Here is a 13,442-nt window from a genome sequence, read left to right on the forward strand (position 1 = left end):
AGCCACCGCAATCATGGAGACAACGAATAAGGGATCCGGACTGATGGAGCCTTCGGCTAAGACCGTACTTTTGCGGGACCTGACCCGATGGATCAGACGTCACGCCTTTGCGCTGGCTTTTAGCGTCGGACTGGTCCTGCTCAACCTGATCAGCTGGCTGCTGATCTGGCTGTTGCGCATCCCCGGCAGGACACGGCTGGGCCTGCCCTTGTCCGACCTGATCATTCACCAGGCGCCACATCCCGTTCATGGCCAGGGGCGTCCCTCGCTCCTGGTCCAGTTCGCACGGCTGCTGGTATCCCTAGTCATCACCCCCGGTCCTCTGCAACTGGTCATAGATGTGGCCCTAGTCCTGGTTATGCTATGCATCGCCGAGACCCGACTGGGTCGCAGGCGCACCGTGCTCGCCTCAGTCATCAGCGCGGTAGGCGGCGCGGCTATCGGGCTGGTCATCTGCACCCTGATCAATGCCCTTCAGGACCATTGGGCCTGGTTCATCCGGGTACCCATGACACTCAGCCCCATCATCCTGGTGGTCGGATCCCTGATGGCATCCATCCCCTTCAGCGACTTCCTCTGGCGGCGCAGGATCGCCACCATAGGCTACACGGCCTTGATCCTGATGGTTTTATATACCGGCAACCCCGGCTACTACTGCGCCCTGGCGGCAGCGCTCATCGGCCACCTGACCGGCCACCTCTGGCACGGACCGGTCAAGGACGCCAATCCGCACGGCCATAGCGGCTCATACGAGACCCGCCACCTGCTGGGAGCCGTCTCCACGGTTCTGGCTCTTGGCCCACTGGTCACCGTCTCCTCCAAAATCCGTGCAGGATTCTTCACCCCGCTGGGTATGTTCCTGGGTTCGGACCCTGGCGGCAGCGCCGCCCTGTCCCGCTGCCTGGCCAAGAACAACCAGGCCAGCTGCTATGCCCAGTATGGCCTGGTCGCCGGCCGAGCACCCACCAGCGTCTCGTCCTTGATCATGCCCACCCTGGTCCTGCTGGTGGTGGCCTGGGGCATCTACCATGGCCGCCGGGTTGCCGCTGTCACCAGTCTGGTCCTGAACGGCCTGACCATCGTCCTGGCCGTGCTCTATTACCTGGTTTTCCCGCTGACCATCGGCGACGGCCTGCCCCAGGCCATCCGTCACGGTGCTATTCCCTCTCTGCTGATCATCACTCTTCCTCCGCTGATTCTCAACTGTTTCTTGGCGCGCAACCTGCGCATCTTCCTGGTACGGACCAAGGCCTCACGCCTACAGGCAGGCTGGGCAGCCATCGGTCTGGCCTTCCTGGCCACAGCCGTGGGCTATCTGGCCTTCACCGCAGTCAGTCCCGGCTCCTTCCATCCCTGGCCCACCACCAGCAGAGCGCTCTCCCAACTGCCCGAGCTTTACCTGCCCAATGGTGTGGCCTCGCGCTTCCGGCCGGCTCTGGCACCACGTACTCCGACGGGGATAATCGTTAGCCACGGAGTCGGGCTGATCTTCTGGCTGGTGGTCCTGGTAGTCCTGCTCTCTTGGATGCGCAGCTCGGTCATCCAGAACGGCAGCGAACGCCAGGAGGCCGATCGACTGGTCGAGTACGGAGGCGAGAGCATGTCCTTCATGACCACTTGGGAGGGCAACAGCTACTGGTTCTCCCAGAGCGGCCGTTCAGCCATCGCCTACCGGCTCCTGCACAGCATAGCCCTGACCACCACTGGTCCCTTCGGCGATCCTGAGGAGTATGCGGATGATCTGGACGAATTCACCCGTTTCTGCAACGCCCATTCCTGGTCACCGGTCTTCTACAGCGTCCACAAGCCCCAGCGTGATCTGCTGGCAGCCAGGGGCTGGTCCACCCTGACAGTCGGCTCGGAGATGGTGGTCACCCCCAGCCTTTGGCAGACCAAGGGCAAGAAATGGCAGGACATTCGCACAGCCATCAACAAGGCCAAGCGCGACAAGATCACCGACGTGCTGACCACATTCAACGACGCCTCCTGGGACGTCCAGTCGCAGATTGTGGACATCTCGGAGCAGTGGGCCGAGCTCAAGGCGCTTCCTGAGATGAAGTTCACCCTGGGTGGCCTGGATGAGCTGAGGGACCCGCGCATGGCCATCCTCTACGCCGTGGACGACCAAGGCAAAGTACTGGCCGTGACCAGCTGGATGCCTACCTATCGCCAGGGCCAGGTGATCGGCTGGACCCTGGACTTCATGAGGCACAGAACCGACAGCCCCAATGGAATCATGGAGTTCCTGATCGCACGGATGGCCGAACGGCTACGCGACCAGGGCACGGCGGAATTCATGAGCCTGTCGGCCGCTCCCCTGGCCGGCATGGACAGCAGCGAAGATCAGACCGCCTTCCTGCAACATGCCCTGCATATGGTGGCCGACCTGATGGAACCGGCCTATGGCTTCCGTTCGCTCTTCTTCTTCAAGAAGAAGTTCCAGCCCAGCGAGCACCCGGTCTATATCTGCTATCCCGACCCGGCTCAGCTGGCCCAGATCGGACTGGCTGTAGTCCAGGCCTACCTGCCCAATCTCAAGGCTTCGCAGGCCTGGGATGCCATCAAGACCATCATGCCCAAGGGCCGGGAGGATCACTGACGTCCGCCTGACCAGAGTGGCCCTGACAGCTGCTGCACAGGCCATAGACCTCCAAGGTGTGCGAGGAGACCGTAAAGCCATGCTCAGCTGCCACGGCCTTCAGCCAACCATTGTCCGGCGGGCTGATCTCCACGGTCCTGCCGCAGCGTTCACAAACCAGATGGTGATGGTGTTTCCGTTGGGCCAGGCAGACCCGGTAAAGGCGAATGCCCCCATGCTCAATGCAGTCCAGGCTGCCGGACATATGCAGAGAGCCCAGCTGCCGATAAACAGTGGCCAAGCCGATTCGCTGGCCCGAATCGCGAAGAAGCTTGTGCAGCTCCTTGGCTGAGACGAAGTCGTTCTGGGACTGAAGAATCCTCCAGATAGCGTTCTTCTGCCGCGTCCGGCGGCCGACGGATGAGCCAGCGTTCATGATTAGACACACTCCTTGGGCTCCACCAAGCCTACATCCGGATTGCCAGGACAGATGTGAGGATTCAGTTCAGTCCAGGTCGGACCAGCAGCCTGTGGCCTCCAGATCCTTGGCCGTCTTCTCCAGATCGTCGGTCAGCACCGTCAGATGCCCCATCTTGCGGTCGGTGCGCACTTCGGCCTTGCCATAATCATGCAGGTACCATTCGGGGTGCTCACCAAGCAACCTCCTGACTGGGGCCACATGCTGGCCCAGAACGTTGACCATGACCGCCGGGCTGAGCAGACGAGGATTGGGCAGGGGCCACCCGGCGATGCCCCGGACATGGGCATCGAACTGGTCCATGGAGCAGGCCTCAATGGTGTAATGACCGGAGTTATGGGGGCGCGGGGCCAACTCGTTGACTACCAGACCGCCATCGAGCATGACAAAAAGCTCAAGGGCCAAGGTGCCGGCCAGCTTGAAGCCGTCAGCCAAAGTCAGAGCCATGTCACGCGCACGGTCGGCCATTTCAGGCTCGACCTGTGCCGGTGCCAGAGTCATGTGCAGGATGTTGTGACGATGCTCGTTGCGCACCATGGGGAAAGTGACATAGTCCTTCCCGTTGCCTGAGACCAGTATGGAGGCCTCGAAAGCAAAGTCCACGAACCCCTCCAGCACGGAGGGCGGGAAGTCCCGGCCCTTCATCCGCGCCTGCAAGGCCTGAAGATCCTCCTTGGTGCGCAGGACCGCCTGGCCGTGGCCGTCATAGCCACCGGTTCGCGTCTTGAGCACAGCGGGCATTCCCAACTCCTCCAAGGCTGAATCCAGCTGGTCAAGACTGTCAACCTGCCTCCAGGGGGCGGTATCAATGCCATGGCGGTTTATGAAGGTCTTCTCGTGAACCCGGTCCTGGGTGACCCTGAGCAAATCAGTCCCCTGAGGGATGGCCACACGATCCCTCACCTGGTCCAGCGCATCGGCATCCACATTCTCGAACTCGTAGGTGAGCACATCGCTGCGTTCAGCAAGCCGCTTGAGGGCATCGAGGTCGCCATAGTCGGCTGTCTCCTGGAAGTCAGCAACCTGAGCCGCGGGAGCATCAGGCGTGGGATCCAACACACCGATGCGGAATCCGTGGTAGCGGGCGCTCAGGGCCATCATCCGCCCCAGCTGGCCGCCACCCACGATCCCGATGACGGACCCCGGCTCCAGGTGATCAATCCTCCCCTTGGTCTCTTCAGACAAGCTGGGCATTGGACGCCTCCACGGATCGGGCCAGCTCGGCACGGTAGTCATCCAGGGCCTGGGCCAGTCTTGAATCATTAATGGAGAGAATTGAAGCCGCCAGCAGGCCGGCATTGGTAGCCCCGGATGCCCCTATGGCCGTGGTCGCCACAGGAATTCCGGCAGGCATCTGCACGATGGACAGGAGCGAATCAACCCCGCTCAAAGCGTGGGACTTCACTGGCACCCCGATGACCGGCAACGTGGTCTGGGCCGCCACCATACCAGGCAGATGGGCTGCTCCTCCGGCCCCGGCGATGATGACCCCTATGCCCTGGCCTCGGGCCTGATGCGCGAACTCCGCCATGCGCCCAGGTGTGCGATGGGCGGAGATTACCTCCTTGGTGTAGACGATAGCGAACCGGTCCAGCATCCGGCAGGCTTCCTTCATCGTCTCCCAGTCGCTCGATGATCCCATGATCACTGCGACGCGTGCCCCTTCATGTGTATTGTCAGCCATCGGCCCTCCAATGTTCATGCATATTTGATACTACGCAAGGCAGGGGAGAAGCCAGCCAATCGTGACGGTCCTATGGATGTAAAGGCCGGGCCTGGTGAACATCGTGTTCTCAGCGTCTCCAAACCGCCGCTCCAGACCTAGAATCATTGGATTGCATGACAGAAACAGACAGGAGGGTTATGGGCAAGCTTCTGGACAGCATCGACTCCCCAAAGGATCTGAAGGTTCTCTCCTTGGAAGAGCTGAATCGACTGGCCGACGAGATCCGTCAGCTGCTGATCCGCTTCTGTCGACGTCACGGCGGTCACCTGGGCTCCAACCTGGCCACCATCGAGCCCATCATCGCTTTGCACTACGTCTTTGATATGCCTCATGATCATCTGATCTTCGATGTCTCTCACCAGGCCTATACCCACAAGATCCTGACCGGTCGGCGCCGGGCCTACACGGACCCTGAGTCTCACGAGGATTTGTCCGGATTCACCTCGCCCAAGGAGAGCCCCTACGACGACTTCATACTGGGGCACACAGGCACCTCCATCGGCCTGGCCTGCGGGATGGCCGCCCAGCGGGATGCGACCGGCGGCAAGGCCAACATCATCGCCTTCATCGGGGATGGCTCCCTGAGCAGCGGGCCGGCCTTCGAAGGGCTGGACTGGGCTGCTGAACAGGGCGGCAACCTGATTATCGTGGTCAATGACAACGAAATGTCCATCGCCGAGAACCACGGAGGACTCTACAAGAGCCTGGCGGCCCTCCGTGCCAGCGAGGGACACAGCTCAGACAATCCCTTCCGTGCCCTTGGGCTGGACTACTGCTACGTGGAGGAAGGCAACCGTATTGAGGACCTAATCGAGGCCTTCCGTCGGGTCAAGGACATCAATCATCCGGTGGTGGTCCATATTCACACCCGCAAGGGCTTGGGACTGGGACAGGGCAGTCAGGGGCAGATTGGCCCGACTTCCGTGGCACAGGGCGATAGGAACACAGCTCATATGACTTCCCTGCCCGATTTGCCCGCCGAAGGCCCGGTGGAGGCCAACCACTGGCAGGACGGCTTGGACTCCTTGGACCGCCTGCCCAATTCACGAAAGACTTACGGAAGAATGGCCATGCAGGCTTTGGAGTCCAGGTTCCCACAAGAGCCAGGCCTAACGGTCATCTCCCCTGCCACGCCGCTGTCCAATGGCATCGATCCTGACTTCCGCCAGCGGGCTGGAAACCACTACCGGGACGTGGGTATCGCCGAATCCCACGCGATAGCCTATGCTGCGGGCATCGCCAAGGCCGGAGGCACTCCCGTTGTCGCCACCTCGGCCACCTTCTTCCAGAGGGCCTACGACCAGATCGAACAGGAGATGGCCTTGAACGGCAGCGCTGTGACCCTGCTGGTTTTCTCCACCGGCATTGCCAAAACCGATGCCACGCATTCAGGCACGGCCGACATGGTCATGATGCGGGGCATCCCCGGACTGACCTGCCTGGCTCCGACCAGCGGGGCCGAGTTTCTGGACATGCTGGCCTGGGCCACTGGCCCGGCTCGGCAGCCGGTGGTAATCAGGGTGCCCGGCGAGCGCACACTGGCTACAGAACGGGCCAGGAAGCCGACAGCGCCGGCTCCAGATCCCTCGAAGACCGATACTGAATGCGGGTCGGACCCTGCTCCGTGGGATCGCTATCGCATCCTGCAAGAGGGTAAGACCGTAGCCGTGCTGGCTCTCGGCGATGCGCTGCCACTAGGCCGCGACCTTGCAGATTACTTGGGAAAGTCCATGGGGCTAAAGCCCACACTGGTGGACCCACATCGCTATGACCGCTTGGATGAGCAGACCCTAAATAAACTGGCCAGCACCCACTCCCTTGTGGCCACCATCGAGGACGGTCAGCTGGACGGCGGCTGGGGACAAGCAGTGGCTGCATATTACGGACCTGCTCACGTTCGCACCCTGGCCTTCGGAGCGACCAAGGAGTTCAACGACCGGGTTCCCCAAGCCACCCTGATGGAAAGGTATGGCATGACCGTTCCTGCTATGGCTCAGACCATCTCGGATGCCCTCGCCGACCAGGCTTCATAGATTTGACCCGCCGGTGGATCAAAGCGGGTACAATGAAAGGGTTTGGCCCCGTAGCTCAGCTGGATAGAGCAACTGACTTCTAATCTGTAGGTCGAGAGTTCGAATCTCTCCGGGGTCACCACTAGTCCTCCCTGCTTCTACCTAAGGAGCAAGGGTTCTTCGTGTTCATGTCCATCTTGCCATAGCAGCATGTGCTGCCCATGTACGGCTCTCAACGATCGCAATTGCAGAAGCAAAATGGACAAGAAAGACAACCATGAACAATCGGCATCAACCAATAGATCAGCAACCAAGCGACAATCAAGACCCAGCTCAGGCGAGCCAGAATTACTCCAACTACAAGGGATAGGGCCAAGAGCCTTCCAGTCAAAGCTACGAGACTGCTTCCCCGCAGGGGAAACATTCAACAGCTGCCAACGTGTACCCGAATGCGGATCAATCTTGGCTGGCTTCGAGCACTCAGTGAGGACCACAAAATTCCTACGGGCAAACCGCATATATACCTCAACCCACCGGCACCCACGGACCGACCCAAATTCAGCCTTGGCAACTTCAGACCCAATATGTCAACGGACCGGGTATGTCGAACAAGCTGAAGGTCACAGCAGCCATCTTTACTTTCTTCTTGGGTGGCATCGGCATACACAACTTACCAGATGGACGGCAAGGTACTACAGCTGCAGGATTGATCGCTCGGACCCAGTCCACAACTTTCTTATCCGCCTGCGATTCCATGGATGCTTTTGCGTCTCAACCTTCCTGCTTGGAGACGGCAGACAATCAGAAAGGCACAGCACAGGCGACCAGGCAGGAACTACCTCTCCAATTAGTCCAAGGATCGGATCAGTTCCGAAACTTGGCAACGATCTGGCTAAAAGCAATGCACGTCGCTTGATCGCTTCACGACACCCGCAGAATGCCATGGGCGCCCTTCTCGGCCAGACTCATGATGTGGTTGACTATGGAATAGTCGCCAGGCTGATCGACCTTGAGCTCTACGAAGCCGCCTTGGGCCGGCAGCAAGGGCAGGACCTGTGCTCCGGCTGATGAGTCAGCGGAATTCCCTCCTGAACCTCCGCCTATCAGATAGCGGCCTTCAGTCCAGACCGTATCGAACTGGGTTCCCACGATATGGAAGGACAGCGGCTGGTTGGGGCCGGCATCCAGAACCCAGATGCGGACCCTTTGCCCCTTCTCCAGCTTGAGAGGGTGTACATCATATTGAAAGGCCCGTCCGTTGAAGGTCATGATATCCGGGGTCATGGCCGCCACTTTTTCAGCATCGGCAGTCCCTCCATTGGACCCCACATAAATCTCGGACTGGACCAGAACATATTCCGCAGCCACTGGTGGCAGGATGCCATCATCCACGACCACAGCCCCGTACATACCGTTGGCTATATGGTTTGACATGGGGCCGCTGCTGCAGTGGTACATCCATATGCCGGCCCGATCAGCGGTAAAGGTGTACAGGAGCTCCTTGCCAGGTTCTATGTTGCGCATCATGGTCTGGGGAACAGCCGGGCCTGCATGAAAGTCAATAGAATGGCTCATGCTTCCCTTGTTTCTGATGGTTACTTCAAAGGTGTCTCCCACCCGGCCTCTGAGCACCGGACCCTGAGCCAAGGGCCTCGATCCCTTATCCCGCGGATCGCCCGCGTCATCGAAGCTCCAGACCGTGCGCTCAAGCCCAGCTGCAACCTGCTCCTTACGTTCCTTGACATTCAAAGTGTATTTTCTTGTTCCAGCCCTCCCCTGGTCATCCAAGGGTGGAAGAGTAGCCTTGGCAGGTTTGCTCTTCTCAGCCTGCGCCTTGAGTTTGGCTGCTGAGGGGGCCTGGTTGCTGGTCATCTTCCGAGCGGAGGACTGCATTTGCTCGGTAGTCGTTCCACCCTTGGTCTTGATCTTGAGCTCCATGCCCATCTGACGGTGTCCTGCCAGCGAGCACCATCCTAATGTGTCGCCGCCCAGGACTCCCACATCGATCGAGACGCTCTGGCCTACAGGCACGGATCCTGTGCTCTTGCCATTGGCGAAAACCAAGTCGTGCCGCTGATCTCCGGTGTTCCGAAAATCTACAACCAGCCGGTCGCCTGCATCGATGGCGATGGTATCCGGCACAAAGGCCATCCCCTTTACCCTGATTGAAGCTCTTCTAGTATGTCCCGTCGGCTGGATGCTCTTCGACGATGTGTCCTGAACCCCTCCAGTATTGGGCGTTGCCCCGACGGAGACAGCCAGCGCCGGCCGCAGAGCCATCAAGACCACCGCTGCCACCAAGATCAGCACAGTAGCCGAGGTGGCAACAAGGTCCGCCCGCAGGGCCAAGGTCCCAACAAGTTCGGTATGCGAATCCTTGGGCTGGCGACGACGGTAGCGTTTGGAAGCCAGGACCTGCTTGCCACGAGCAGCCAGGTAAACCACGGTCAGCATCATGGAGAGGATTCCCAAGACATTCAGCAGGTTCCCCGCCTTCCATAAGGGCGTGTAGAGCCGGATGGCTCCAAGGAGCCTGATTAGCAAGCCAACCTGCATGAGCGCCCAAGCACCCCAGAGGAGGGGATGAAAAGGCAGAGGCCTGCGAATGACCGAGGGGACGATCATGCAGACATGAGCGATGACCATGGTCATGATGAATCCCACAGCCAAAGCATGCAGCGCCATATCGCCCCAGTAGGTGCTGGAATCCAGAGGTGCCACCATCCAGATGAGGGCAGCCAGAAGTCCCCAGGCGTAGGCCGACAGCATGCAGGTGCCCATGAATCCTGGCAGACCGCCGTGACGGAAGGTACCCTTGGCTACGTCGTGACTGGCCATGACCAGGAGGAGCAGGCCCAAGGACAATCCCAGAAGCGGATAACCGACCGAAGGTGCCATGGCTTGAACAGGCAGCATCAGGACGGTCAGGAGGCTCAGACCCAGAATTCCCGATTCGAGGCGGACATCCGAGAAGACCGCCCTGGCCAGCTCCACCCGCTCCCCGACGATGGTCAGAATCAGAAAAAAGAGCCAGGCTGGAGCCAGAACCGAAGCATCCAATCCTGCAACCCATCCAAAAGCTCCGACCAGACCCACCAGGGATCCAAGGATCTGTATGAGCACCTCTGCAGAAGGTTGCCGCCGCCAGATAGCCAGATACATGGCTGTCAGAACCAACATGGACAAAGTCCACGGAATACCGCCAAAAAGCTCCACTCTGACCCATGCCGGGGCAGCAGCGCTGCTTGAAACCATCAGCGAAAGCAGGCAGAGCAGGGACCCCAGCAAGCCCAAGGCGGGAGCGAGAAATCCCCAGGAGGGTTTCTTGGATCCGCCACTGCGATAAGCCACTGCCCTCTCAAGACCGATGGCAGCGCCCAAAAACCCATAGACCATGAACCCACCATGCAGATCAGCCAAGGGCACCCTGTCTGAAGGGTGGATCAGATCCGCACGAATCAGCGCCGCTATAAGGCCAAGCAGCGCAGCCAGACCTGCACCTATGAGAAGAGCCATCCTGGACCTGGGCAAGGCTGTTTTGCCTCCGGACTTGCGCATCTTCTGATCATTCTGCATGGGTCTGTCCGCCTTGCCCTGGGTTGATAATTGATTTGATAGTTATACAATTTAATCGATGAGTCAGGAAATTCAAGCCCGCAAGCGACGGGACCAAACCCCCTCCAGGCGAAGAAGCGGGGAAGAGATTCGCTCCGCAATCTTGGATTACCTGCATACGTCAGCCGAACGGACCGGTACAGGTCTAACCGCCCAGCAAATCGGAGCAGCCTTCGGCATCCATCCGACGACTGCTCGTTTCCATCTTGAGCATCTGGTCAAACAGGGCGAGGCAGTCCGCCAAACAAGAGACGGTGATGGTCAATCAGTCGGTCGAGGCAGACCGGCTGTCATCTACTCCCCCACATCCATGAACCACGCCAGGGAGGATATGATCTCCTCGCTTTGCACTGCTCTCGAGACTGCCTGCCCCGATACTCGGAGCAGGAATGCGGCTGCTCTGAAAGCAGGTCTGGCCTGGGGTCGGACCCTCGCCCAGCAGAGGCGGGGGCATGCAGAAAAGAGTGCGCCGTCGAGCATGACTCAGACGCTGTTGGATGTTCTGAATACCTTGGGTTTTGCACCGGTAAGGACGGGGTCGGATTCAGCAAGTCTGTATCTGACCTCATGCCCCTTCCTGGACAGCGTCAGCAGCCATCCAATTATCTGCACAATCCATCGGGGCATGGTCCAGGGATTCGTGGAGAGCAGCAACAGCGCGACCAGGGATAGAAAGGCCCGTGTACTGCTGAAACCTCTGACCTCGCCAAAAGGATGCTTCCTGAAAGTATCGAAAGCGGACAACCAATCAAGAAAGAGAGTCAAGCAATGACCTACGTAATTGCCCAGCCTTGTGTGGACGTCAAGGACAAGGCCTGCGTGGACGAGTGCCCGGTGGACTGCATCTACGAGGGCCCCAGGAACCTGTACATCAACCCCAACGAATGCATCGACTGTGGTGCCTGCGAGCCTGTCTGCCCTGTGGAGGCGATCTTCTATGAGGAGGATCTGCCGGAGGAGTGGACCTGGTTCAAGGATGCCTCCGAAGATTTCTTTGCCCAGGTCGGTGATGCCGGCGGCGCCCAGGCTCAGGGGCCCTACGATCACGACCATCCACAGGTCGCCGCCCTGCCCCACCAGGACAATTTCGTCTGCATTCAGCCAGAATCACGCGGTCAGCGCGCGGTCTGGGTCCGCAAGGACCAGGCAAAATGAAGGCCGGCTCAAGCCGTGATGATCACCTGGTCTTCCCTGGCTTTCTGGACCACCCTGTAGAGGAGGCAGCCCGGATGCTTCTGGGTTGCCTGATCATCCGGGACTATGAGTCGGAGGGGAAACAGGCCTGGGTTCGGATCGTGGAAACCGAAGCCTACGATCAAAACGATCCGGCCAGCCATGCCTACCATGGACGATCGGTTCGCAACGATGCCCTTTTCGGTCCCAGCGGACACATGTATGTCTACTTCACTTATGGAATGCACTACTGCATGAACATCTCCTGCCAGGAGGACGGATTCGGTGCCGGCGTGCTGATTCGAGCCTGCCAGCCAGTGCAGGGTCTGGACCTTCTGCGCAGCCACAGGCACGGCCATCACCCGGACCGGGAACTGACCAACGGTCCCGCCAAGCTCTGTCAGGCCTTGGACATCGACAAGCGAAACTACGGCCATGACCTCAGAAAACCGCCCATCCGCCTGGCAGCCGCCAGTCTGGACCAGGACGAGACCATCACGGCAACCCCCCGGATTGGCATATCCCACGCCAAGGAGACCCTACGGAGGTTCATCATCACCGGCAACCCCTACCTGTCGCGATGATCAGGCGAAGAGCCTGCACTTCTGACTTGTACAGCTTACGGGGTGACTTATTGCTCAATGAAGCGGGATTCGACGCAGCTCTGGAAGCGAACGAGCGAGAGAATGACAGCGGCCAGCAGAGCGATGATCAGCATGCCCATGAAACTGCCGGTTACCGGATCCAGTCCAAACGCTGTTGAGAAAGCCTTGAAAGCCCAGGTGGATGCCGTAAAACCAAGGCTGGTGGTGGCCGAGAAAACCCCCATGACCAAGGGATAGCGTCTGTGTGGAGTCAGGTTGGACAGGAGGAAGGGGCAGGTGGCCATATTGATGGCACTGCCCGAACCAACCAAGAAGGCCGATAGGCAGACCAGCGTGAAGGAGCGGGTGGTCAGGAAGAGCAGGGCGCCCAGGGCCATCAGCAGGAAGGCGACCGGAATCGTCCATTGCCGGCAGACCCGCTTGATGCCGTTGATACTAAGCCCGATCACGACCGAGGAACCCGTGTTGAACATCAAGGCCACCCCTGCTGCACTGGTGCCACCCAAACCGTACTTGGCTATGTACACTGCGAGCTTGTTGTACAGGACCGCGACCAGGAAAATGCTCAGAAAACCGATGAGAATGCAAGAAATGGTAGCCCACCAGCATTGTCTGCCCTTCTGCAAGGGGGATGTTTGAGGCTCTGCGGCCTTTTCCGACTCCTCCTCGACGGCACCGACTCCGGGGACCATGAAGACGACCAAAACCAAGGCAGGCAAGGCCAGGAAATAGAGCCAATAGTTGTGCAGCCACCCTCCCTTGGCCAGGACACCGCCCAGGGCAAGGACCAGCATGGAAGAGCCGTCCTGAACAGCCAGGACCAGCCCCATCAGCGCCGCCAACTGCTTCCCGCGGAAGAACCTGGCCGACAGGCTGGGGAGAACTGTAGTGGCGATGCCCACGCCGAATCCGACAACCAAGGCAAACAAGAGCAGCTGGCTTACACTGCTATGCGCCAAAAGGGGCATCAAGCCGCCCAGGGCGACACACAGACAACTGATGCAGGCAGCGGTTCTGAAACTCATTCTGGTCAAGAGCTGACCGAATAAAAGGGCTGAAACTATGGCCGCCGAAGAGCCAATGGAAACCACCGACTCAACGGTGGAAGGATCAGCACGAGGAAAGGATGCCTGAATGGCCGCCACGGAAGGAGAGATGATGGAGTCAAACCGCGACATGATAGCCAAGGCCATGATCCCGACCAGAATCCCAAGGTTCCGTCTGGTCAATATCCCTGTGTCCTTGGACTTAGACG

10 protein-coding genes and 1 tRNA gene are annotated in these 13,442 nt (G+C 59.5%); 6 read left to right on the top strand and 5 right to left on the bottom strand.

All coding sequences use genetic code 11. From position 1 onward, the window contains the following. Window positions 1–13 precede the first annotated feature (13 nt). On the top strand, window positions 14–2,599 hold the full coding sequence (locus H3T90_RS07620; RefSeq protein ID WP_198230130.1) for a bifunctional lysylphosphatidylglycerol flippase/synthetase MprF: 2,586 nt from the start codon (window positions 14–16) through the stop codon (window positions 2,597–2,599). Here H3T90_RS07620 and H3T90_RS07625 read toward each other — a convergent pair. From H3T90_RS07625 to purE, 3 genes are all read right to left on the bottom strand, one after another. Further along, window positions 2,571–3,014 carry a Fur family transcriptional regulator gene (locus H3T90_RS07625; RefSeq protein ID WP_198230131.1) on the bottom strand — a complete coding sequence of 148 codons (444 nt, stop codon included), beginning with the start codon at window positions 3,012–3,014 and terminating at the stop codon, window positions 2,571–2,573. The two genes, H3T90_RS07620 and H3T90_RS07625, sit on opposite strands and share 29 nt — an antisense overlap. A 69-nt stretch (window positions 3,015–3,083) precedes the next feature. Next, on the bottom strand, window positions 3,084–4,250 hold the full coding sequence (gene purK / locus H3T90_RS07630; protein ID WP_198208283.1) for a 5-(carboxyamino)imidazole ribonucleotide synthase: 1,167 nt from the start codon (window positions 4,248–4,250) through the stop codon (window positions 3,084–3,086). Further along, complete coding sequence (gene purE / locus H3T90_RS07635) at window positions 4,234–4,740, bottom strand: 5-(carboxyamino)imidazole ribonucleotide mutase (protein WP_046323170.1); 507 nt, start codon at window positions 4,738–4,740, stop codon at window positions 4,234–4,236. The genes purK and purE overlap by 17 nt, the downstream gene beginning before the upstream one ends. 179 nt (window positions 4,741–4,919) lie before the next feature. On the opposite strand from purE, the gene H3T90_RS07640 reads away from it, so the two are divergent. Together H3T90_RS07640 and H3T90_RS07645 are read left to right on the top strand one after the other, a co-directional pair. Next, complete coding sequence (locus H3T90_RS07640) at window positions 4,920–6,815, top strand: 1-deoxy-D-xylulose-5-phosphate synthase (RefSeq protein ID WP_198230132.1); 1,896 nt, start codon at window positions 4,920–4,922, stop codon at window positions 6,813–6,815. 44 nt (window positions 6,816–6,859) lie between these two features. Then, a tRNA-Arg gene (locus H3T90_RS07645) sits at window positions 6,860–6,936 on the top strand. A 779-nt stretch (window positions 6,937–7,715) separates the two neighbouring features. Here the strand turns inward: H3T90_RS07645 and H3T90_RS07650 are convergent. Continuing rightward, window positions 7,716–10,370 (bottom strand): DUF8744 domain-containing protein, encoded by a 2,655-nt coding sequence (locus tag H3T90_RS07650; protein ID WP_198230133.1) that lies wholly within the window; start codon window positions 10,368–10,370, stop codon window positions 7,716–7,718. Window positions 10,371–10,428: 58 nt separating this feature from the next. Here H3T90_RS07650 and H3T90_RS09125 point away from each other — a divergent pair, with 58 nt between their 5' ends. Genes H3T90_RS09125 through H3T90_RS07665 form a run of 3 tightly spaced genes read left to right on the top strand, consistent with a single transcriptional unit; the run spans window position 10,429 to window position 12,166 of the window. Continuing rightward, a complete protein-coding gene (locus tag H3T90_RS09125; protein WP_198230134.1) occupies window positions 10,429–11,181 on the top strand; it encodes a helix-turn-helix transcriptional regulator in 753 nt (250 codons plus the stop codon). Next, complete coding sequence (fdxA, locus tag H3T90_RS07660) at window positions 11,178–11,564, top strand: ferredoxin (protein ID WP_198230135.1); 387 nt, start codon at window positions 11,178–11,180, stop codon at window positions 11,562–11,564. Before H3T90_RS09125 ends, fdxA begins: the two co-directional genes overlap by 4 nt. Then, window positions 11,561–12,166 (top strand): DNA-3-methyladenine glycosylase, encoded by a 606-nt coding sequence (locus H3T90_RS07665; protein WP_198230136.1) that lies wholly within the window; start codon window positions 11,561–11,563, stop codon window positions 12,164–12,166. The genes fdxA and H3T90_RS07665 overlap by 4 nt, the downstream gene beginning before the upstream one ends. A 47-nt stretch (window positions 12,167–12,213) precedes the next feature. On the opposite strand, the gene H3T90_RS07670 is transcribed toward H3T90_RS07665, so the two are convergent. After that, on the bottom strand, window positions 12,214–13,416 hold the full coding sequence (locus H3T90_RS07670; protein WP_198230137.1) for an MFS transporter: 1,203 nt from the start codon (window positions 13,414–13,416) through the stop codon (window positions 12,214–12,216). Window positions 13,417–13,442: the final 26 nt, after the last annotated feature.

Source organism: Bifidobacterium polysaccharolyticum (assembly GCF_016101585.1).
Taxonomy (GTDB): Bacteria; Actinomycetota; Actinomycetes; order Actinomycetales; family Bifidobacteriaceae; genus Bombiscardovia; species Bombiscardovia polysaccharolytica.

What these genes read in the sequence shown, in the direction of transcription:
- H3T90_RS07620 (WP_198230130.1), top strand. Translation starts at nt 14, where the DNA reads ATGGAGACAACGAATAAGGGATCCGGACTGATGGAGCCTTCGGCTAAG.
- H3T90_RS07625 (WP_198230131.1), bottom strand. Translation starts at nt 3,014, where the DNA reads ATGAACGCTGGCTCATCCGTCGGCCGCCGGACGCGGCAGAAGAACGCT.
- purK (WP_198208283.1), bottom strand. Translation starts at nt 4,250, where the DNA reads ATGCCCAGCTTGTCTGAAGAGACCAAGGGGAGGATTGATCACCTGGAG.
- purE (WP_046323170.1), bottom strand. Translation starts at nt 4,740, where the DNA reads ATGGCTGACAATACACATGAAGGGGCACGCGTCGCAGTGATCATGGGA.
- H3T90_RS07640 (WP_198230132.1), top strand. Translation starts at nt 4,920, where the DNA reads ATGGGCAAGCTTCTGGACAGCATCGACTCCCCAAAGGATCTGAAGGTT.
- H3T90_RS07650 (WP_198230133.1), bottom strand. Translation starts at nt 10,370, where the DNA reads ATGCAGAATGATCAGAAGATGCGCAAGTCCGGAGGCAAAACAGCCTTG.
- H3T90_RS09125 (WP_198230134.1), top strand. Translation starts at nt 10,429, where the DNA reads ATGAGTCAGGAAATTCAAGCCCGCAAGCGACGGGACCAAACCCCCTCC.
- fdxA (WP_198230135.1), top strand. Translation starts at nt 11,178, where the DNA reads ATGACCTACGTAATTGCCCAGCCTTGTGTGGACGTCAAGGACAAGGCC.
- H3T90_RS07665 (WP_198230136.1), top strand. Translation starts at nt 11,561, where the DNA reads ATGAAGGCCGGCTCAAGCCGTGATGATCACCTGGTCTTCCCTGGCTTT.